Source organism: Paenibacillus sp. WC2504 (genome assembly GCF_052682475.1).
Map to the genome: position 1 here is coordinate 2710923 of NZ_JBQZFH010000001.1, position 20522 is coordinate 2731444.

At 46.6% G+C, this 20522-nt stretch carries 17 protein-coding genes and 1 riboswitch; of the genes, 15 read left to right on the forward strand and 2 right to left on the reverse strand.

Going from position 1 to position 20522, the window contains the following annotated elements; genetic code table 11:
- The first annotated feature begins 57 nt into the window (after nucleotides 1-57).
- From ACUN27_RS11785 to ACUN27_RS11795, 3 genes are all read left to right on the forward strand, one after another.
- Nucleotides 58-948 carry an ABC transporter permease gene (locus tag ACUN27_RS11785; RefSeq protein ID WP_315952783.1) on the forward strand — a complete coding sequence of 297 codons (891 nt, stop codon included), beginning with the start codon at nucleotides 58-60 and terminating at the stop codon, nucleotides 946-948.
- A 17-nt stretch (nucleotides 949-965) separates the two neighbouring features.
- Nucleotides 966-1850, forward strand: a complete 885-nt coding sequence (locus tag ACUN27_RS11790) for a carbohydrate ABC transporter permease (protein ID WP_315952675.1) — start codon at nucleotides 966-968, stop codon at nucleotides 1848-1850.
- Nucleotides 1851-2087: 237 nt separating this feature from the next.
- Entirely contained in the window at nucleotides 2088-4676 is a 2589-nt protein-coding gene (locus ACUN27_RS11795; RefSeq protein ID WP_445558956.1) for a discoidin domain-containing protein, read from the forward strand.
- 87 nt (nucleotides 4677-4763) lie between these two features.
- Here ACUN27_RS11795 and ACUN27_RS11800 read toward each other — a convergent pair whose 3' ends face one another.
- Complete coding sequence (locus ACUN27_RS11800) at nucleotides 4764-5765, reverse strand: LacI family DNA-binding transcriptional regulator (protein ID WP_445558957.1); 1002 nt, start codon at nucleotides 5763-5765, stop codon at nucleotides 4764-4766.
- Between the two features lie 391 nt (nucleotides 5766-6156).
- Between ACUN27_RS11800 and ACUN27_RS11805 the strand changes: the two genes are divergently transcribed.
- The 7 genes from ACUN27_RS11805 (at nucleotide 6157) to ACUN27_RS11835 (ending at nucleotide 14867) form a co-directional block, all read left to right on the forward strand.
- Nucleotides 6157-7425 carry an ABC transporter substrate-binding protein gene (locus ACUN27_RS11805; RefSeq protein WP_445558958.1) on the forward strand — a complete coding sequence of 423 codons (1269 nt, stop codon included), beginning with the start codon at nucleotides 6157-6159 and terminating at the stop codon, nucleotides 7423-7425.
- A 73-nt stretch (nucleotides 7426-7498) separates the two neighbouring features.
- Complete coding sequence (locus ACUN27_RS11810) at nucleotides 7499-8392, forward strand: carbohydrate ABC transporter permease (RefSeq protein WP_220138815.1); 894 nt, start codon at nucleotides 7499-7501, stop codon at nucleotides 8390-8392.
- A gap of 17 nt (nucleotides 8393-8409) precedes the next feature.
- On the forward strand, nucleotides 8410-9288 hold the full coding sequence (locus ACUN27_RS11815) for a carbohydrate ABC transporter permease (RefSeq protein ID WP_445558959.1): 879 nt from the start codon (nucleotides 8410-8412) through the stop codon (nucleotides 9286-9288).
- Between the two features lie 51 nt (nucleotides 9289-9339).
- Nucleotides 9340-11955 (forward strand): GH116 family glycosyl-hydrolase, encoded by a 2616-nt coding sequence (locus tag ACUN27_RS11820; protein ID WP_445558960.1) that lies wholly within the window; start codon nucleotides 9340-9342, stop codon nucleotides 11953-11955.
- A 22-nt stretch (nucleotides 11956-11977) separates the two neighbouring features.
- On the forward strand, nucleotides 11978-12811 hold the full coding sequence (locus ACUN27_RS11825; protein WP_445558961.1) for a nucleotidyltransferase domain-containing protein: 834 nt from the start codon (nucleotides 11978-11980) through the stop codon (nucleotides 12809-12811).
- A 927-nt stretch (nucleotides 12812-13738) separates the two neighbouring features.
- On the forward strand, nucleotides 13739-14155 hold the full coding sequence (locus tag ACUN27_RS11830; RefSeq protein ID WP_315952661.1) for a VOC family protein: 417 nt from the start codon (nucleotides 13739-13741) through the stop codon (nucleotides 14153-14155).
- A 256-nt stretch (nucleotides 14156-14411) separates the two neighbouring features.
- On the forward strand, nucleotides 14412-14867 hold the full coding sequence (locus tag ACUN27_RS11835; RefSeq protein WP_315952782.1) for a GNAT family N-acetyltransferase: 456 nt from the start codon (nucleotides 14412-14414) through the stop codon (nucleotides 14865-14867).
- 52 nt (nucleotides 14868-14919) lie between these two features.
- On the opposite strand, the gene ACUN27_RS11840 is transcribed toward ACUN27_RS11835, so the two are convergent.
- A complete protein-coding gene (locus ACUN27_RS11840) occupies nucleotides 14920-15336 on the reverse strand; it encodes a GNAT family N-acetyltransferase (RefSeq protein ID WP_315952659.1) in 417 nt (138 codons plus the stop codon).
- A 144-nt stretch (nucleotides 15337-15480) separates the two neighbouring features.
- Between ACUN27_RS11840 and ACUN27_RS11845 the strand changes: the two genes are divergently transcribed.
- The 5 genes from ACUN27_RS11845 to ACUN27_RS11865 all read left to right on the forward strand — a co-directional run bounded on the left by ACUN27_RS11845 (nucleotide 15481) and on the right by ACUN27_RS11865 (nucleotide 20453).
- Nucleotides 15481-17628, forward strand: coding sequence for an ABC transporter transmembrane domain-containing protein (locus ACUN27_RS11845; protein ID WP_445558962.1), 2148 nt, complete (start codon nucleotides 15481-15483; stop codon nucleotides 17626-17628).
- Between the two features lie 34 nt (nucleotides 17629-17662).
- The gene (locus tag ACUN27_RS11850) at nucleotides 17663-18184 is read left to right on the forward strand and encodes a hypothetical protein (protein ID WP_445558963.1); all 522 of its coding nucleotides are present in this window, start codon (nucleotides 17663-17665) and stop codon (nucleotides 18182-18184) included.
- A gap of 142 nt (nucleotides 18185-18326) precedes the next feature.
- Nucleotides 18327-18860, forward strand: a complete 534-nt coding sequence (locus ACUN27_RS11855) for a hypothetical protein (RefSeq protein WP_445558964.1) — start codon at nucleotides 18327-18329, stop codon at nucleotides 18858-18860.
- A 58-nt stretch (nucleotides 18861-18918) separates the two neighbouring features.
- Nucleotides 18919-18997: riboswitch (ZMP/ZTP riboswitch) on the forward strand.
- Nucleotides 18998-19053: 56 nt separating this feature from the next.
- A complete protein-coding gene (locus ACUN27_RS11860) occupies nucleotides 19054-19905 on the forward strand; it encodes a bifunctional 5,10-methylenetetrahydrofolate dehydrogenase/5,10-methenyltetrahydrofolate cyclohydrolase (RefSeq protein WP_326062058.1) in 852 nt (283 codons plus the stop codon).
- Nucleotides 19906-19997: 92 nt separating this feature from the next.
- Entirely contained in the window at nucleotides 19998-20453 is a 456-nt protein-coding gene (locus ACUN27_RS11865) for a CBO0543 family protein (protein ID WP_315952651.1), read from the forward strand.
- Nucleotides 20454-20522 lie beyond the last annotated feature (69 nt).

Below are 20522 nucleotides of genomic sequence, written 5' to 3' on the forward strand. Positions count from 1 at the left end.
CGCCAGACTACTCTGGCGCCTTTCCCTTAACAACAAAGAATGGAAGTGATTGATAGGATGGTTACGAAGGGTTTTGCCAAACATTACTATCTCATGCTTCTTCCTGGCTTTATATGGTTGACGCTGTTTAGTATCGTGCCTATGTTCGGCATTGTCATTGCTTTTCAGGATTTTAATCCAGGCTTAGGCATTCTTCATTCCGAATGGGTCGGCTTGGAAAACTTCAAGTACATGTTTTCATTGAACGACAGTAAAACGGTGTTTTTCAATACCTTGTTCATTGCTGTCATGAAAATTATTGCGAATATGATTGTTCCGCTGGTCTTCGCGTTATTGCTGAATGAATTACGCATCGCGGTGTTGAAGAAATGGGTTCAGACGATTGTTTATTTACCACATTTTTTATCCTGGGTTATTCTTTCCGGTATTTTGCTTGATATCTTGTCCTTTAAAGGACCTGTTAACGGGTTGCTGGGGTTCTTCGGCATCAGTCCTACGCTGTTTTTCGGCAAGGCGGAGTTGTTTCCTTTTATCATCGTTGGAAGTGATGTTTGGAAGGAATTCGGTTTTAACACCATTATCTTTTTGGCGGCTTTAACGGGGATTAACCCGGCGCTTTACGAAGCGGCTGCAATTGACGGCGCTACGCGCTGGCAGCGATTGCTTCACGTCACGCTACCCGGCATGATGACAACAGTCATTTTACTTTCGGTACTTAGCTTAGGGAATGTCTTAAACGCTGGTTTTGACCAAATTTTTAACTTGTACAATCCACTTGTGTATTCAAGCGGGGATATTATTGACACTTGGGTCTATCGGACAGGTCTATTGAATCTGCAGTATGGATTGGCTACGGCAATGGGGCTTTTGAAATCCATCATTAGTTTTGCGTTAATTACGACTTCCTATGTGCTAGCCGCTAAGTTTGCAAATTATCGTATTTTTTAATATAAAGGAGCAGGATTATGGTCAGAGAAACAACAATAGGCTCCAGAGTGTTCGATCTTTTCCTTATCGTGCTGCTGGTTGGCATCGCTCTTTTGTGTGTGCTTCCTCTCTGGTATACGCTGGCTGTTTCGCTAAGCGACAATGCGGCAGCGTCCTCGGGGCAGGTCAGCTTCTGGCCGGTGGGATTTAACTTGAATTCCTATCATGAAATTATGGGCGACAGTAAATTTTTCAATTCCTTCTGGATCTCGATTCAGCGTGTTGTTCTGGGATCGACCCTGAACTTTGTTGTTATTGTGTTGATGGGGTACCCTTTATCGAAAAATACGAAAGATTTGCCGTTTCGTAATGTCTTGATGTGGATTTTGGTATTCACCATGTTATTTAACGGTGGCTTGATCCCTTGGTATCAAACGGTCAAATCTCTAGGTCTGATTAATAATATTTGGGCGTTAGTCCTTGGGAATAGCGTTCCGATCTTCAGTGTCATTCTGGTCATTAACTATTTCCGGAATTTGCCGAAGGAATTGGAGGAAGCGGCACTCGTCGACGGTGCAGGTCCTTGGTATATGCTTGTGAAAATATTCATCCCGCTGGCTGTGCCTGTACTCGCGACTGTGACCTTGTTCAGTATCGTTTACCACTGGAATGAGTTCTTTAACGGTCTGGTGTTAATGTCGAATGCGGATCATTATCCGCTGCAGACCTACATTCAACAGCTGGTGGTCATTGTGGATGCCAATACGATGACTGCGGAGCAAATTCAAAAGATGAGCGAGCTTTCCAATCAGACGTTGAATGCGGCGAAAATCTTTATTGCGATGATTCCGGTACTTGTCATCTATCCGTTCCTGCAGCGCTTTTTCATTCATGGGATTACGCTTGGTTCTGTGAAAGAGTAATAAGAGATTTAAAAACGGCTGACTCTGTGTAAACAGAGCAGCCGTTTGTGTTATACGGCTGCTTGAACGGTTGGAGTGAAGGTGTACAGCGAGATCGTAAAAAATGACAGGGCAGTGTAAGTTCATACAATGTAAAGGCAGCTTATAAAGAGTAAAATTTAGACAGAGGTCATAGGATTTTGAACACTGCAACAGATCATGGTAATTTCGACGAAAAGTGAGGAGGTATAAGATAGTATGCATGTCAACTTAGCTTTACAACGACCAGTAATTTGCAGCTCGGAGCGTATGAATGGTGAAGGAAGCCATGCTGTGGATGGAGAAGCGGGCACTTTTTGGCAGCCGCTAAGCACGGATCGAAAGGATGACAATCGCGTTTGGATAACGGTTGATTTGGGAAGTACCGTTTCGTTTAACCAGATCATTTTGAAATTTGCATCGGGCTTCATAAGTGGTTATCAGATCGCCTATTCGCAAGACAACCTCATTTGGCAGGAGGCTTACCGCAAAGATGCTTCTAAAGAAGACATCGGACGTACCAATAAGACCATTTTTCCACGAGTTAATGCCAGATATGTCAAGCTGGAAGCGGAACTTTTCGATCCAGACCGTGATTTTCAATTGGTGGATTTGGGAATTTACGAGATCCCGTCGATTCCAAACGGACCTTTGTTAGCAAGTGTTTATGCGAGCAATGCTGAGGGAGATACCTTTGAACAATGGGATACATTAGCGCTTGTAAAAGGGGGCAGTGCGCGACTTACTATAAAAGGAGTCATGACGGATAGGACGGCAGCTGATCTAACACGAGCAGAGATCGTAACAACTTGCATGAATCCGGAGGTAGTCGTATTGGATGAAATAGGTGCCATGACTGCGCTTAAATCAGGTATTGCTCAAGTCAAAAGCCATGTTACTTTACAAGGGGTCACGCAAGAGATCAACCTTTATGTTGACGTTGATGATCCGTCCGAAAGGATAGCAGATCTATGGCTAACGCATCCTTCCCTTGTTATGGAAATCGGGCAACCTGCTCTACTGGCAGCGGACAGCGAATTTCCTGTCCTGCATATTTTGGCTAGTGAACGTATGTCGGTGAAGAACACTTTGATAAACGATTTAACCGGTGAGGTCATTACCTTTTTACCGGAACGTGAAGTTGAGGCTAACACGGATTGTACATTTATAATACCTGGTTATGCTTCCCAAGCTGCGCACTATCAATGGCGTATCGAGCTTCTACTGAACGGCCATGTTGTAGGTTACGATGCTTTTTATTTTACGATTCTAGATCCCACGGCTTCTGAGGAAGGTCAGAATCAAATCGTTTATCTGAACAAGAACGGCAAGCTTGTCTATGTACCGGATTATAAGGGGAATCGTGTCATCGACTTTTCAAATGCAGGGTATGGAGGTGGGGGAGTCCCATTGCCGGATGTGCCGATAGTCCTCACCATTGAACCTATTGAAGGCGATAATACGGCACATATTCAGCATGCGCTGGATCGTATCTCAGCCATGCACCTTTCTCCAGACGGCTTCCGGGGGGCCGTTCTTCTAAGGAAAGGTACATACCCAGTCAGCGGACAGCTTCGTATCCGTGCGAGCGGAGTCGTATTGCGTGGAGAAGGAGCAGACGAAAAGGGCACGCTGCTGTATGCAACAGGGACGATGAAGCGCAGTGTGATCGATATCCAGGGAGCATCGGCTCCGGAACTGTTAACAGAGACCGCAGCGTCTATAACAGATCTCTACGTTCCGTCAGGCTCACGCAGCCTCCATGTCGAAGATTCATCCGGCTTTCGTCCGGGTGATACCGTGAAGGTGCTGCGATTTGGGAATGAAAGATGGATTCATGCCATTGGGATGGATTCAATTAGGACAAGGCCTGTAACAGGAGGGACTGTGCAATGGTCGCCATTTGAACTAGCGTTCGACAGAGTGATCACGCATATTGACGGCAATTGTATAACACTCGACGCACCTATAGCCAATGCAATAGAACAACGGTGGGGGTCAGGTGCGATCGTCAAATACGAAGATGCCGGCCGGATTGAACGGATTGGTGTGGAACATTTGCGGATTGATGTGACTTATGATCCGAGCGTCAAGGAAACGAGCGTGGATGGAAATGAGGGAAGTGCGACGTACTTGGCTGATGAAAATCACGCCATCACGGGTGTGTATATGGACCGAGTTAAGCATGCATGGGTTCGCAATGTGGCAGGCTTCCATCTGCAGCATGCTCTCGTGCAAGTTGAGCGTGATACCAAGTGGACGACCGTTCAAGATTGCGCCGTATCCGATTTTATAAGTATAATAACCGGCGGGCGCCGTTATTCATTTCATCTTGTTGGCGAATTGGCTTTGGTACAACGTGTTTACTCGGGAGGGGCAAGACATGCTTTTACAGTTGATTCCCGTGTTACAGGTCCGAATGTGTTCTTCGATTGCAAATCCAAACAAGATTATAACACCAGCGAGCCGCATCATCGATGGTCAGTAGGCTGTTTGTATGACAATGTGAATGGTCGCATTCACATCCAAGATAGGGCTTGGTTAGGCAGCGGTCATGGCTGGGCGGGGGCTAACTACGTCACCTGGAATACCCGCAATGAGCTAGTTTCTCAACAACCGCCGACTGCGCAAAATTACGCTTTCGGACATGTGGGGATGAAGGGGAAAGCGCTGCTGCCTAATGCCTATGATCCTAGACCAAAGAATGATGCTTTTTGGGATAGCTTTGGTACACATGTCAGTCCACGAAGCTTATATTTACAGCAATTACAAGACAGGATTGGTGCCGAAGCCGATGAAGTAAAATAATTATGGCTGTCCCATACATTCTAAAAAAGAGGCGTTCCCTCGGTCATTAAATGACTTTGGGACAGCCTTTTTTATTTCACCAACCAGCTAGTCAAGAGACAATGATACGGACTCCCCTTGCAGGACATGATGGTCGATCAATGTCTCGGCCGGCACTTCCTCATAATTAATGCGGCGGATGAGTAGATCAGCGAGTTTGGTACCGATTTCGTTCACATTATAGTCCACCGTCGTCAGGGAGGGGTTAATATATTTCAGAAACTCAATATTATCGAAGCCCATAAGGCCGACTTGATCGGGTACGCGGATTTTACGCGCTTTCAGCCATTTCAAGACCTCCAATGCGTACACATCGCTGGAGCAGAGGATGGCGCATTTGCTGTCGATTGTTTCCATCAATGTTTCTAGTTCCATCAAATATTGCTTCTGTGCAATGACGTTAAACCTCATATCCGGAATCTCCGCACAGGCTTGCAAGAAACCTTGATATCGCTGCTCGGGCACATAAATGTTTTCTTTGCCTTTGCGCATCAGGGGAGGGCTTAAGTAGATGAGATGGCGGTAGCCTTGTTCGGCAAGAAAGGCAACAGAATCACAAATCGCCTGTTTATCGTTAATCCAAATGTAGGGAAACGGACTAGCTAGCCGGTTGCCGAATGTTACAATCGGTGTGCGTGAACGAAGGAGAAATGACTCGAATTTCTTATTGTCATTCGCCGGCAGCAGGGCAATTCCATCGACACGGCGATCCAACAAGTTGTTGATATATTCCATTTCGAGCTCCTTGTCCCGATTGGAAAGCACTAAATAAACGATATAACCTCGTTTCCGAGCTTCAGCCTCGAAGGCATGGAAGAGCTGGGAGAAAATTTGGTTATGGATATCGAATAATACGATGCCAAGTGTTTTCGTATGTCCTTTGACAAGGCTCTGAGCCAAGAAATGCGGTCTGTAGCCAAGCTCTTCAGCGACGCGCATGATTTTATCGCGTGTGTCCGGATGAATGCCTGGACGGTTGTTCAATGCGCGATCTACGGTCCCTCGGGTAACGCCGCACAATTCGGCGATTTGTTTGCTGGTAATGTTCATAGGAATGGACCTCCGTGAAAGGCTTTAGTGGTCTAATCGTAGCTTAACTCGGCGTGCAGGTCAAGACCCGTGCTCGTGAACGTAAAGGGAATGCGCGCATATAGGCATTAGGAACGAATTTCATTTAAAGCGTTTACAAAATGAAACTTATTTGTTAAGATGAGTTCGTTCACGTGCACGATGTAGGTGAGGGGAGCTCCAATGCAGGATTAGCCGAAGCGGGGGACGCCCCGGATGGCACAGTTGCTTGTTGCAAATTTTTTTAGTCTTTACCGTGCACGTGCACGGGATTAACATGACCATGAATCGCAACGTAGAAAGGCATCAGGCCGCACCGGTTATGCCAAACTCGGTAGCGCGGCTTCACATTCTGTTAAGGATGGTGTCCTGTATGAGAAAGGTTTGGGTCTTTTTATTAATTTTTGCACTCGGGTGGTCACTAATTGCATGCAGCTCCAATTCTACACCAACTTCATCGAAATCAACTAAAGCCGAATTAACGCTAGTATGGAGTAAAAATGAAGCCTCAGATGAGCAGTTAACGAATATTTTGGCCGAATTCAATAAACAGAACCCGGATATCACGGTCAAAAGGGTGGAAGTCGTCAGCAGCGGTTGGGCCGACTATTTCAACAAAATCCAGACGATGATCGCCGGCGGCAAATCGCCTGACGTCATTCGTGTTGCCATCGAAGGCATTCAAATGTTTGCGAAGCAGGATTTGCTTCTCCCGTTGGATACCTATATGAAAGCCGATCCGGCTGCACTGGACAACTACAATGATTTACATCCGAAACTTCAGTCGCCTTTTGTCATCGACAAAAAAACGTACGGTTTTGTCTGGGACTGGAACAATGTCGTCATGCATTTTAATACGGATATGCTCAAGCAAGCGGGCTTGTCTATGCCGAAAAAAGACTGGACGAAGGACGACTTTCTACAATACGCGCAGAAGCTGACTACAGAAAAAGACGGCAAGAAACAATACGGATTTGCGATTCCGAATTATTATTTTGGTGCCTCTGCGTGGTTGTTTAACAATAACGCAAGCGTTCTGAACGATGACATGACAACCAGTAAATTAGACGATCCGAACGCCATCGAAATGATGCAGTTTTTCCAGGATCTCATTTACAAATATAAAGTGGCCCCGGTTCCAGGACCGAAGGATGATCAGATTCAGATGCTCATGAATGGTCAGGTAGGGATGATATCTGCCGGCAAATGGCCATTCGGCACGTATGACAAAAATAAGTTTACGAATATCGATGTGCAGTTCTTGCCGACGTTCAAAACGAACAAAGTGATCTTTGGTTCCGGGGCGTTCCCTGTCCTTAAATCCACTAAATATCCGGAAGCCGCCTATAAGCTTTCAGCTTTTTTGAGCGGTGTCTACTCACAGAAAACTACGCTTTCCAATACTTCAATTCCGACACGCATATCCGTCATGAACGAAGTGCTGCCGAAAACACCGCCTCAAAACTGGAAAGTATACGCAGAAAGCGCCGATGTCGCCAAAGCGGTAGAAGCACCTATGCAATATGGCGAAATTCAAGGCGTATTCGACCGTCACGTATCGGAGATCCTGTCTAATCAATCCGATGCGGCGACAGCTATGAAAAAGGCGAAACAAGAAATCGACGCTATCCTGAAAAAATGACGCCGAATCGTTGGCAGTCCGTCGGCGGTCCGGAGGGATCGCCCGGCTCCACGGTTCATGGGAGGAGTCTAGCGTGGGAACCTATCGCAAGATGTCTAATACTGTTGTCGGCTTGTTATTTCTGGCGCCAGCCTTGCTATTTTTTGTACTCTTCATTGGCGAACCGGTTGTAGCGACTCTTTATTTAAGCTTTACCAAATATAACGTGATCACGCCGGCCAAATGGATCGGGTTTGACAATATCAAGCATTTGTTCGCGGATGACCGCTTATGGCTGACGTATGGAAATACGCTCAAGTATGTATTGATTTTAACCCCTATGCATGCGATTCTCGGTTTATTGATTGCTTTAGCGGTCAATCGAAATATTGGCAAAGGGTGGAAGTATTTGTACCGTACGATTTTTTATTTCCCCGTACTCGCGACTTCGGCAGCGGTTGCGGTCGCGTGGCAGTTCATCTTCAGCAAGGACTTCGGCATTCTGAATTTCTTGTTAAGCAAATTTGGTGTCAGCCCAATTGCGTGGATGCAGTCTCCGCAGTGGGTTTATGTGGCTGTAGCGATATATAGCTTCTGGAAATTTATCGGCAATGCGTTCCTGTATTACTTAATCGGACTTCAAAGCATACCTGCTGCACTGTATGAAGCCGCCGAAATTGACGGGGCGAATAAGACACAGCGCTTTTTTTCCATCACGCTGCCGATGCTTTCGCCAACAATTTTCTTTGTCTTGGTGACGACTCTGATTGGGGCGACCCAAATCTTTGATGAGCCTTACCTCATTACGTCGGGCGGACCAGGAGACGCTTCCCGTTCAGTGAATATGTATATTTATGAAGTGGCGTTCCAGCATCATGAGATGGGATATGCCTCTACACTCTCGCTCAGCTTGTTTTTAATCATATTATGTGTGACGGTCTTTCAATTTTCGATTAGTAAGAAATGGGTCAACTATGACAGGGATTAAAAGAGGAGTTGATACAAGTGGAGGCTTCCAATCTTCAGGCAGCAGGAACCGGGACTAAAATGGGCGCCATGCGGGGATTAAGGCCGGGACGCTTTCTGCTGGACGGCGTGCTGCTGCTCTTATCCTTTCTAATGCTGACCCCGTTCCTGTGGATATTCTCCACCTCGCTGCGGCTGCCAAAGGATTCGTTCTCGCTGCCACCTGCTATCTTTCCGACAGCGTGGCATATTGGCAACTACGCCGAGGTGTTTGCGAAGGTACCGTTTTTCGATTTTATTTCCAACAGTTTAAAAATTTGCTTAATCATCGTGCTGGGACATATTTTTATCTCCAGCATGGCGGCTTTTGCCTTTTCACGCATCGCTTTTCCGGGACGCAACGCGTTATTTCTCATTTTTCTTTCCGGGCTTATGATTCCGGGGCAAGTAACAATCATCCCGCAGTTTATTCTGATGTCGAAGCTGGGGCTTGTTGACACGCATCTGGCGCTTATTTTGCCGGGACTCATTAATCCGTTCGGCATTTTCATGATTCGGCAGACGATGATGTCGATCTCCAGCGCGTATGATGAAGCCGCCTATATGGACGGAGCCAGCCGGATTTGGGTGTTTCTGAAGGTCATTCTCCCGATGTCCTATCCAGCAGTGGCCGTCACTTCGGTTATTAGCTTCAACGGACATTGGAACGATTTTTTCCGGCCGCTTATTTTCCTGAATTCATTTGAGAAAATGACGCTGCCGATCGGGATGACCGCATTAACCGGAGCTTTTGGTACCGGAAACCTTTCCGCCATTCTAGCAGGAGTGACATTGTCGCTCATCGTGCCGCTGCTTTTTTACATATTCGGACAAAAATACTTGCTGGATGGCATCACTGCGGGTGGACTTAAAATGTAAGTGAGCACAACGAACTATTTAATATCATGAGGAGTTTGAGGAGGCCGTTCTATGAGTACGAATCAGTCAAATGCGCAATTTGGTATGGAGAAAAATTTTGAATATACAGGTGCCAAAACGAATCAAATCTCGTTTCCGCTTGGTGGCATCGGGACAGGCAGCATTGGTCTGGCCGGGAATGGTCGGCTGATCGATTGGGAGATTTTCAATCGTCCGAACAAGCTAAGTTTTAATGGATTCTCCTTTTTTGCTGTAAAAGCGGAGCGTCAAGGCGAGGTGATCCTGACCAAAGTTTTGAACGGGGATTTGCAGACACCTTATACCGGCGAAGGAAAAGGGAAGTTTGAGGGCTACGGCTACGGTCCTAGACGGGAAAATATGTCGGGATTTCCGCATTTTAAAAACACGTCGTTTCGCGGAGAATTTCCGTTTGCAGAAATGACGTTCGATGATCACGATGATCCTATTCATGTCAAGTTGACAGCTTTCAATCCGTTCATCCCGCTGAACGATCGGGATTCATCGATCCCGTGTGCCATTTTTGAATATGAAGTGACGAACCGCTCCACGGATGAATTAGATCTCAGTGTAGTAGGCAATTTAACGAACCCCCTACGCAAAGGAGCTGTAAACGAAGCGACGGAGGTAGATGGGAGAAGAGCGATTCGGATGTCCTCTGTACAGTATAAGGAGGATGAAGCGGATTTTGGCGATTTGACGCTGCTTGCTGATCATGATGATGTCAGTTATCAGTCCTATTGGTTCCGTGGGAGCTGGTTCGATAACTTAACCGTGTTCTGGAAAGATTTCCGCCGGCCAGGCCGTTTTCAGGAGCGGAATTATGAAACATCAAGTGAACTGGATCCGAGAAGAGTGCATGAAAAGCACCAGGATGTCGGCTTGCTGAGCGGGCATCGTACGGTACCAGCGGGCGGTAAAGCAACATTTCGTTTCATCCTTACATGGAGTTTTCCAAATTATGTAAATTTCTGGAATCCGGGCGGCGATCAACACCCTTCATGGAAAAACTATTATTCAACGCTATTCGAGGATTCCACCGCTACGGCTAAATACGTCATGACGAATTACGATCGGCTCTATGCGGAGTCGCGACTGTTTAAGGATACGTTGTTCGGGTCTACGCTGCCTGATACCGTCGTTGATGCCATTAGCAGCAATATTTCTATTTTAAAATCGCCTACTGTACTGCGTTTAACCGATGGGACTTTGTACGGATTTGAGGGTGTGCATACGAATGAAGGCTCGTGCGAAGGCTCTTGCACCCACGTATGGAATTACGAGCAAGCGACAGCTTTCCTGTTCCCGGCGCTGGCACGTTCGATGCGGAAGATCGATTATACCTATGCCCAATTTGAAAATGGGAAAATGGCGTTCCGCCTCATGCTGCCTGCCGAGCGGACAACACGCGATAACAAGTTCAGAGCCGCTGCCGATGGTCAATTGGGCGGCATCATTAAGTCATATCGCGAATGGAAAGTGTCCGGCGATACAGCGTGGCTGCGCTCTCTGTGGCCTAATATTCGCAAAGCGCTCGAGTTTGCCTGGGAGCCGACCAATGAGGATCAATGGGATGCGGACAAGGACGGCGTGATGGAAGGGCGGCAGCACCATACGCTTGATATGGAGCTGTTCGGGCCAAATTCCTGGCTGACAAGTATGTACTTGGCGGCTCTGAAGGCTGCAGCCGAGATGGCGAATGCGCTGGGAGAGCCGGAGACAGCGGCAGAGTACGATGCGATCAGGCTCAAAGGATCGGCATGGACGAATGAGCATTTGTTCAATGGGCGTTATTTCCATCAAATGGTTGATCTCAAAGACCGTTCCGTGCTTGAAAAGTATGGTGCAGAAGCGGTGTACTGGAACGAAGAGGCTGGGGAGCATAAATATCAGATCGGTGAAGGCTGCGGCATTGATCAGGTGTTAGGACAGGGGTTTGCTCATCTGGTTGGCTTAGGGTACGTGTTGGATTCGGACAAAGTAAAACGTGCGGTTCATTCCATCTATGAGAACAACTTTATTGAACATTTAGGCGATCACCCGAATGCTTGCCGCATTTACGGATTAAATGATGAGGCTGGTCTTGTGATCTGCTCATGGCCTGATGCGAACTCTCCGATTGTGCCTGTTCCTTACGCGGAAGAGTGTATGAATGGCTTTGAATATCAAGCTGCTTGCCATATGATCTATGAGGGATACGTTACGGAAGGGCTGCGTGTGGTGAAAGCGATTCGCGACCGGTATGACGGGGAACGCCGCAATCCGTGGAATGAATTCGAATGCGGCAGCAATTATGCTCGCTCTATGGCTTCTTTCGGTTTATTGCTGGCGCTTAGCGGATTTGAATATGATATGGTCGAAGGACATATTGGCTTTAGTCCGAAGTGGCAGCAAGAAGAATTCAGCAGTTTCTGGAGCTTGAATGACGGTTGGGGCGAGTTCCGCAGCACGAATGGACAGCTGGAGCTGGAGGTTAAGATGGGGACACTGACGTTATCCAGCTTCGGCAGCGAATTGCTGAAGGGGCGCGACATTCAGAGCGTCTTGCTTGGAGGGAACGAAGTAGCCGTAGACCATGCTGAGGGGAAAGTATTTTTTAAAGAGAAGATCACTCTTGATCCGCAATCTACTCTTATCATTAAGTTTTAGTATCAAGGTAGGTGATTCGTAGATGGAAGCCAATGAAGTTATTCAATCAGCTGTAGAGCAGCTGCAAAAAGTAGAAGGAATCGCTGCTATTGTATTAGGCGGCTCACGTGCCTGCGGTACCGAAACACAGGAGTCGGATATTGACATTGGCGTATACTACGATCCTGAGCATCCGATTGACGTTGCAGCTTTGGAGAAAGCTGCGGAGTCATTGGATGATCAGCACCGCGGCGGTCTTATCACGCCAATCGGCGGATGGGGGCCTTGGATCAATGGCGGCGGCTGGCTTAGCAGCGGCGGCTTTCCCTTGGATGTGCTGTATCGGGATGCCGCCAAAGTGTCAGGCATTATCGAGGATTGCCGGCAAGGCCGGATCGATATTCATTATCAGCCTGGCCATCCGCATGGCTTCTGCACATCGATCTACATGGGAGAAGTCGCGCGCTGCCGGCCGCTCTGGGATCCGGAGGGTCTCGTCGCTGAGATGAAGGCCAAGACATGGCCGTATCCGGAAGCGCTGCGGCAAGCGACCCTCGCGAAATTTATGTGGGAAGCGGATTTTTCCATCGCTAACGCTAAAAAGGCTTTGGGGCGTAACGATGTTTCTTACGCAGCCGGGCATCTCTTTCGAACGGTAAGCTGCCTCGTTCAAGTATTGTTCGCGTGCAATGGGCAGTATTTGCTGAACGAGAAAGGGGCCGTCGCCCAGTGCAGCCAATTTGCAGCAGCTCCTGCTGATTTTGAGAGGCGAATCCAGGAGGGATTCGCTTGCATGACGGCCGATCGCTCGGATTTAACGAGGGCGATTGCTTCTTTTGCGGCGCTTGCCGGCGAGGTTCAGGCGATTGCTAAGTAGCGGAGCGGGTTAGGCCCGGCGGAACAAACCGAGCAACTGCGAGGATGAGGCAGATTACTAGTGCTTAACGCCGATTCCTCCTGCTAGTTGCTGCGGTTGTTCCACTTTTTTCCTAAGTAGCTGGATTTTCTGGTGTTAATTAGGCCGACTATACCCAATTCTAGCCTCCTACCGATGATTTTGCTGGAGCTTCTACCGCTATTTCCTTGTCTGCTACTGTGCAGCGAAGATTAACGGTTGTTTTTCCATCTACCTTAGCGGGGACGACTTAGTGGATCATTCGCTCGGAGCAACGGCAGTATTTTCGGGTAAATTGACGAGGCTGCACACCTTACTTGACTGTTTGCATCACATAGTGGAACCTGAGGGCGCTATTTCTGCCCTATCGGTCTATTTTAAACTCTTGGGGAACTACAGGACTTTATTTCAACATCTGGGGCAGACTTTCAGCCCAATCCGTTGAAATAAGGGACCATAGTTCCCCTTCCGTGAGTAAAGGGGCTCATTTCGCAGAAATAGCGCCCTCTAGTTCCCTAAGGCCGAGCTGCTCGGCTTCAGGCCCAGGTGCCGAGGCTAGCCACGCAAGCTCCGCCTTACTCATCCGTTGGGGACGGCGACCGGCAGCAGCTCCAGTTCATGAAGTGTGTAATTTGTCTTTGGTAGGTGAGGTGGAAGTTGACTGATCTGATGAATTTTGATGGAATGGTGCGACGAGTCATTGTGATGGACAAACAGAATCTAGCTTACGTGTAACTCTGGTATGTTGAGAAATTCGTTGATATACTGGGTTTGCAACTGCTTATCCCTTTTGTTGTGGTCGGGGAATTACAACAATACAGGAGTGTCAGGAATCAAGTAGGCTGATGAATTCCCGGATCGGCTTTAGGCTAATGACAACAAACCAATTTGAAGATGAGGTGTTTAAAAATGGCATTAATGTCCACATTCACGAGCTTCAATCTGCCTGTAAACAATGTAGAACAATCGAAGGCGTTTTTCACCGGACTCGGATTCAAGCTCAACCCGCAATTCCCCGAGAATGAGAAGTCGGTGGCTATCGTGATCGGCGACAACCTGCAGGTCATGCTGCTCACCAAAGAAATTCTAAAGTCGCTCACGCAGAAGGAAACCGTTGATACGCAAAAGTATGCGCAAATGACGATCGCATTGGCCTTCGAGAGCCGAGAAAAGGTGGATGAAATCGTGAATACTGCGGTCTCCTTGGGCGGGAAATCGTACGAAGAACCTGAGGATTATGGATTCATGTATCATTGGGCCTTCGAGGACTTGGACGGCCATATGTGGGCAATCAACTACATGAACACGGATGCAGCTCAAGGTTAAGGATAACGGAGAGCGCACTCATACTTGGATTAACAAGGGAAGACGCCAGGCACTCTCCCCGGCGTCTTCTTCGCGATGATTAGTTTTGTTCGGTATAGGCTTTGAAATTGTCCATAATCGGCATCGCAGGGGGACTTAGCCATCAAGCACTGATTTTAAGGTTGAGCTCAAAAAAGGTTTTGACCTTTGGCGAATTCATGTAAAATATAACTTAGAAATAGAGAGTAATGATAAGGAGAGATTCACTATGGCTGTGTTGGATATTAAGGTTGACGATTTAACGGGTACAGAAGTAAAAGCATTAATTCTGGAACATCTAAAAGGAATGTCAGAGCTTTCACCACCGGAAAGCATGCATGCCCTGAATATTGATGGGCTCAAAAAGCCGGAAGTTACCTTCTGGAGTGCCTGGGACCAAGGACAATTAGCCGGCTGTGGCGCAATGAAAGAACTTGACTCCGGACACGGTGAGATAAAATCCATGCGAACTTCTTCAGCCCATCTAAGAAAAGGGGTTGCCAAACAGCTGCTTGAGCACATTATCGGGGAAGCCAAGCGACGTGGCTATCAGCGGTTAAGTCTGGAAACAGGCTCCATGGAAGCTTTCGAACCGGCAAGAAAACTGTATGAAAAATCCGGGTTCGAGTATTGTGAGCCGTTTGCTGATTACACGGAAGACCCGCTTAGTTCATTTATGACATTGAAATTATAGAAAAAAAGGCTGCTGGACCAACAAGTCTGGACAGCCTTTTTTATTTCGCGGTTCAAGGGGTTTTTGAATAAACGAAAAATCCGCTTCTTTTTTCCCAACCCGCAGCCGTCCAGAAAGAATGGCCCAGATCATTATTTTCGAGTACAAAAATGTGACATTTCTCAATCCCTATCTCTCTTAACTGCGCAAGACTCGCTTCTACAAGCCGATGCCCGATCCTTTGTTTGCGATATTCCGGATTCACAGCTAGATGATAGATAAACCCTCTTCTGCCATCGTGCCCAGCCAGAATAGTTCCAACCACCTGATTGTCTGCTTCGCAAACGAAACAAAATCCTTTATTTCTAGCTAGATAACTCTCGATATTTGGTTTAGAATCCGCCTCGCTTAATACAAGACCTTCAATCTGATTCCAGAGTAAAAAGGCTTGCTCATAATCTTCGATTGTCATTTCTCGAATAAGGGACATCGATGCATTCTCCTTTGAATAGTGCATTTATGAACTCTAGTTTATTACCAGAGATTGTACTCTTTTATCTGAAGGATTGCTAGAACGATTTACAGCCTAAAAGATCTAAGGTAATCTATGGATAGCAGGAGGTGGCGATATTCTTTGCCTTTCATTAAGACAATACTGCGTCATTTTGCACAGTATAAATTATTATCTGCTATATTCATAGGCAGTATTTTCATCGAAATTGCGTATTCCGTTGCCTCACCCTTAAGTTTGAAATATTTGGTAGATGAGGCTTTCATGCCTAAGGATCTCCACGCATTCATTTTCATTCTTTCGGTGCTGCTCAGCGGAGGGTTATTGAACATTTGTGCAAGCGCTTTTGGCGACTACTCGTTAGGCAAGCTTAGCGGGGAAATGATCCGAAAGATGCGCAGTGAGCTGTTTGACCATATGCAAAAGCAATCGCTCCGGTTTTATCAACGGTTCAAGGTTGGTGATTTGGTTACTCGGTTTGCTGCCGATATGGGTGCAATGGAGAAAGTCGTACGTATATCGTATCCATTCCTGATGAAGGAAACGTTAAGTGTGACGCTCGGACTTGTCATGCTTTTTTCAATCAATTGGAAGCTAACCCTTGCTATGCTGGCTGGGTCTTCGCTCATGTTTATCGGGCCGAAATTGCTGCAGGGGCGTGCGGAGGCTGCCAACACAGGATACAAGGAAGCGCAGGAGCATTTCGCCAATACGATTGACGAGATGGTCAAAGGGCACAAAACGATTAAAGGCCTTCACTTGCAGGGGAGTATCCGAGATCGTGCGCGCAAACAGATAAACGAATTGTTAACTTTCGGCTTCAAGCTGCATATGGCTGGGGCTTTGATCGAACGGTTGCCGCTCACGGCGCTGCTCATTCTCAACGGTATCATGATCGGTTTCGGTGGGTATTTAATATTTAATGACGATATTACGGTTGGCGGTTTTATGGCATTTTTTACGTTGTTTTTATCCGTAGGTCAATCGGTTACAAATTTGTCGGTCCTTATTCCAAATCTCATTGATTCGAGTATCAGTTTCCGCCGGGTGAAGGAGATATTGGAGCAGCAGCCGGACGTTCCTGACGCGGAGAATCCTGTACCTTTATCTTCATCTTTTACTTCAATTCAGATGGATCGGGTGACGTTCGGATATAACGATGAAGCGAATCAATTAAAGGAAGTGAGCATGCGTATTACGGAAGGCATGTATGTGGCTTTCGTAGGGCCTAGCGGATCTGGCAAAAGCACGGCTTTACAGCTGCTATCACGGTTTTATGATCCGAACCAGGGGGCCATCTCAATCAATGATTGCGATCTGCGTCAAGCAAGTGAAGCGTCGCTAAGAAAGCTGTCTACGCTTGTTACGCAGGATACATTTCTGTTTAACGCTTCCATTCGTGATAATTTGCTGATAAATAATGAAGCTGCGACGGAAGCAGAAATGATAGAAGCGGCGAAGCAGGCGCGGATCCACGATACCATTGTCAACTGGTCAGATGGATACGACACGCAGATTCACCACGAAGGGGGCTCTCTGTCGGGTGGAGAGCGGCAGCGACTGTCCATTGCGAGAGCGCTTCTGCGGAAGCCGAAGTTGCTGCTGCTCGATGAAGTCACATCGGCGTTAGACCCGGCGACGGAGGCCGATATTAATGAGTTGATAGGGCAAAGCCGGAAAGACAAAACGATTATTTCCGTTACACATAGACTGGCTTCAGTCGTGCACGCCGATGTCATTTATGTATTTAAAGACGGACAGATCATTGAAAGCGGCACCCATCAAGAGCTTCTGGATCAAAAGGGGGAGTATGCGAATCTTTGGGAGAAACAGATCGGGTTTCATCTATCTCACGACGGTCTACATGCGACTGTGGATGTCAATCGGCTTGCTAAACTGCCGTTCTTTCAAGGCATTGAGACAGCGCTTTTAAGTGATATCGCTACCTTGTTCTCAACAGAAACATGTAAGGAAGGCGAAGTAATCGTTCGTGAGGGCGAAGAGGGGAATAAATGCTACATTATCGTTCGAGGCAAATTTGAAATTGTGAAAAATATCCCGGACAAAGGCGAGATACGTGTTGCCGTTCTGCAGGATGGCGATCATTTCGGGGAAATTGCGCTGCTCCGCAACACATTAAGGAATGCAGCAGTGAAGGCACTGAGTCCTGCGGTACTGCTATCGGTCAGACGAGAGGCTTTTCACCGGTTGACGGCAGAGTATCCACAGATTTTACAAACATTGCAGCAGACATTATTGAGCCGAATGTAGAGGCTTCGTTGCGGAAGGAGTGAAGGTAAACGTTATGACGGCTAGTATTTACAAACGGTGCGTCACTGATGATGATTTGGCTAAAGTGAGTTTGTTCATTCTGGAAAACCGGCGGGATATGCATCCCTCGTATTCGGCCACCGACACGATAACGATGTTGTATTCGTTCATCAAGTATGGTCAGTTGATTCAGGTGGTGGATCAAAACGTACAGCGTATTATTGCGGTAAGTGCTTATTACATTGGGACACCAGAGCACGATTACGAAGATAAACACATCGCTTTTGTAGAGATGGCCATAGCCGACCGTGCGTATCGAGGATCGAGGCTCTTCATTAAAGGATTGCGCTTCTTGGTAAGCGAGATTATGTCTGACAATCCGGACGTCCAGGAAGTGAGATTTGCAGCACTTGCAGATAATGTATATTTATGTAGATTGTATGCGAAATTTGCCGACATAAGCCATGAAGAGGATAGCATACTTGGCAAACAAATGAAATTTGGTGTCAAAATTAACAATTTGAGGGCTTTCTTAGATAAATTCGTAAAGGTATAATATACATATGACAGACAACTATCCTTGATAAGGAGGCGTTATGCATGATTGTAATTCCACCAAGCATTAAAAAAGGTACGAGCAAAGGCGGTTTCGGTAAAATCGTCAAAGACAACGAGAATTTGCGAGCTAATCCGGTATAATGGGTTTCGAATTCCGCACTTGTAAGTTCGAAATGGATTTCGAAGCTTACATCCGTTTTTTGATTCAGCAACAAGCCTTTTTGAACTTGCCATATCCTTTCGTGATGAAGTTAGCTTTCATGGGTAGTCCGCTACAGTTCGGGCAAGTCATGCTGATTTTCAACGATGAGACTTACGATATCGTAGGTGCGGCGGGTTTCGTGAACGGCACAGGGGCAAATGATTATGAAGATCGAGAGATTTGTCAGGTCGAGATTGCCTTTATTTTGGAACAATATCGGCGTACACCGCTATTTCTACGTGGACTTGAAGCGTTATTAAGCCTTATTAAAGCTGGTAATCCAGACGTGAAGCAGCTCCAGTTCTGGAGTTCTTCTGACAATAAGGAGATACAGCCAATTGTTTCTAGGTGGAGCAGCTTGCCTGGATTCCAATCATCAGTTGTGAATAATTTAACCTTCTACAAGTTTTCATTCGATGAGTTGGAAGCTTATTGCAGGCGAATTGGAACGACGGGAGTAAGGTCTGGGTAGTCTTTTTTCCATACGCATTGAAAACTATCGCTATAGTTGTTATTATGTTTTCATACAAGTAACTGTGTGTGACTGGCGGAACATGGGGAACCATGAGGGAGCACATAGATAATCAGCCGTACGCCTGGGCAGAGGTAAGGGGATATCCCCTTACCTCTTTGCGTTTCAAATTTACTCAAAAGGGATGATTGAAATGTCGAAAGAAACATTAATCTTGGATGGTAACCGGGTCGCAGACGCCATAAAGGCATCGCTGAACAGCAGAATTCAAAACTTGTCCAATCAAGGCGTCGTTCCTTGTTTAGCGACCGTGTTGGTCGGCGACGATCCTGCTTCAGCAACTTATGTACGGATGAAAGGAAACGCATGCAAGCGACTGGGGATTCAATCTATTCGTGTTACTCTTCCTGAACACACGACTACGATGGAGTTAATTGCAGCCATTCACAAGCTTAATGATGACAACAGCGTGCATGGGATCTTGTTGCAGCACCCAGTCCCGAAGCATATCGATGAAAGGGCAGCTTTTGAGGCGATTCGTATTGATAAAGATGTCGATGGTGTAACGACATTGGGATTTGCTCAAAATGCTTTTGGATTTGCTGAGTTCCCTTCCTGTACACCAGCGGCAATCATGGCCATTTTGAACTATTACGAAATTCCTGTTGAAGGCAAACATGCGGTTGTTATCGGAAGAAGTCCAATTCTCGGCAAACCGGTCTCTCTGATGCTGCTAAATAAGAATGCAACAGTTACGACCTGCCACTCAAAAACAGCGAATTTGGCCGATATCGTGCGCTTGGGAGATATTGTCGTAGCTGCCGTGGGGAAACCTCGCTTTGTTCAAGGCGATTGGCTAAAACCAGGCGCTATTGTCTTAGATGCAGGTTACAATCCTGGAAACGTAGGCGATGTTGATTATGACGCTTGTTGTGAGGTAGCTTCGGCCATTACACCGGTTCCTGCCGGGGTTGGTCCAGTGACCATTGCGACCTTGCTCAAACATACGGTCGATGCGGCTGAAAAGATAGCAAACAAGCGATAGGCATAGAGCGTCCGAGCCTGCAAGTTCGCAAACATCATATTTTCACCAACAACGGGTCATACTAGGGGATCTAGAGTAAAGAGGTGAAAATCATGTTATTTAACATTATTGCAGGCTTTTTAATCCCCTGGATATTTGGCATTTATCTGTACAGGAAATCTCGAATTATTGTGTTTCTAATCTTTCCTATTACGGTTACAATATCTAGCTTGATCAATGATACCGGGTATCATCTGAATTTTTGGGATTTTACCCCATTGATTGAGAATGATGAGACACTTTCAGCACTTCCGCTTGATATTGGGCTTTATCCCGTTATGGCCGGTTATATGATTTATTGGATTCGAAAAAATAATCGGCATGCGTTTCTGAAAATAGGCTTTTTTTGCTTGGCTACGACTGCGCTGGAATATATGGCGTTTATTTTTGGGAAAGTAGAATACAGCAATCATTGGAATATAGGTTGGACCTTTGCATCTTATATACTTGCTTATAGCCTGGTTTATTTGTATTACAGGCTTTTGGTAAGATACGGCTATTGGAAATGAAAAACGCTTATTGCTCTTCGGGCCAGTGGTCAGAGGGAGTTGATAAGCGTTTTTTTGTTGCTCTTTATT

Excerpts from the sequence above, each read along its gene's own strand:
- ACUN27_RS11820 (WP_445558960.1), top strand. The coding sequence starts at position 9,340 with ATGAGTACGAATCAGTCAAATGCGCAATTTGGTATGGAGAAAAATTTT.
- ACUN27_RS11825 (WP_445558961.1), top strand. The coding sequence starts at position 11,978 with ATGGAAGCCAATGAAGTTATTCAATCAGCTGTAGAGCAGCTGCAAAAA.
- ACUN27_RS11865 (WP_315952651.1), top strand. The coding sequence starts at position 19,998 with ATGTTATTTAACATTATTGCAGGCTTTTTAATCCCCTGGATATTTGGC.
- ACUN27_RS11785 (WP_315952783.1), top strand. The coding sequence starts at position 58 with ATGGTTACGAAGGGTTTTGCCAAACATTACTATCTCATGCTTCTTCCT.
- ACUN27_RS11850 (WP_445558963.1), top strand. The coding sequence starts at position 17,663 with ATGACGGCTAGTATTTACAAACGGTGCGTCACTGATGATGATTTGGCT.
- ACUN27_RS11860 (WP_326062058.1), top strand. The coding sequence starts at position 19,054 with ATGTCGAAAGAAACATTAATCTTGGATGGTAACCGGGTCGCAGACGCC.
- ACUN27_RS11840 (WP_315952659.1), bottom strand. The coding sequence starts at position 15,336 with ATGTCCCTTATTCGAGAAATGACAATCGAAGATTATGAGCAAGCCTTT.
- ACUN27_RS11790 (WP_315952675.1), top strand. The coding sequence starts at position 966 with ATGGTCAGAGAAACAACAATAGGCTCCAGAGTGTTCGATCTTTTCCTT.
- ACUN27_RS11795 (WP_445558956.1), top strand. The coding sequence starts at position 2,088 with ATGCATGTCAACTTAGCTTTACAACGACCAGTAATTTGCAGCTCGGAG.
- ACUN27_RS11805 (WP_445558958.1), top strand. The coding sequence starts at position 6,157 with ATGAGAAAGGTTTGGGTCTTTTTATTAATTTTTGCACTCGGGTGGTCA.
- ACUN27_RS11855 (WP_445558964.1), top strand. The coding sequence starts at position 18,327 with ATGGGTTTCGAATTCCGCACTTGTAAGTTCGAAATGGATTTCGAAGCT.
- ACUN27_RS11830 (WP_315952661.1), top strand. The coding sequence starts at position 13,739 with ATGGCATTAATGTCCACATTCACGAGCTTCAATCTGCCTGTAAACAAT.
- ACUN27_RS11800 (WP_445558957.1), bottom strand. The coding sequence starts at position 5,765 with ATGAACATTACCAGCAAACAAATCGCCGAATTGTGCGGCGTTACCCGA.